Here is a 207-nt window from a genome sequence, read left to right on the forward strand (position 1 = left end):
GGCGGTGCTGATCGAGGCGCTGCTCGAGGCCGGTGTCGACGACCTCGAGGCGGTGTCGAACAACGCCGGGGTCGACGACTGGGGCCTGGGCCGGCTGCTCGCGGCCGGCCGCCGGCGGCGGGTGGTGGCGGCGTACGTCGGGGAGAACCGCGAGTTCGCCCGGCAGTACCTCGCCGGGGAGCTCGAGGTCGAGCTGACACCGCCGGG

The 207-nt window shown here is 75.8% G+C and carries 1 protein-coding gene; it reads left to right on the forward strand.

Annotation, left to right across the window (positions count from 1 at the left end):
• Positions 1 to 207: CoA-transferase (locus QWY28_RS24275; protein WP_300955445.1), on the forward strand; the 207-nt coding region annotated here is incomplete at both ends.

The sequence above is a fragment of the Nocardioides oceani genome (genome assembly GCF_030412965.1).
Taxonomy (GTDB): domain Bacteria; phylum Actinomycetota; class Actinomycetes; order Propionibacteriales; family Nocardioidaceae; genus Nocardioides; species Nocardioides oceani.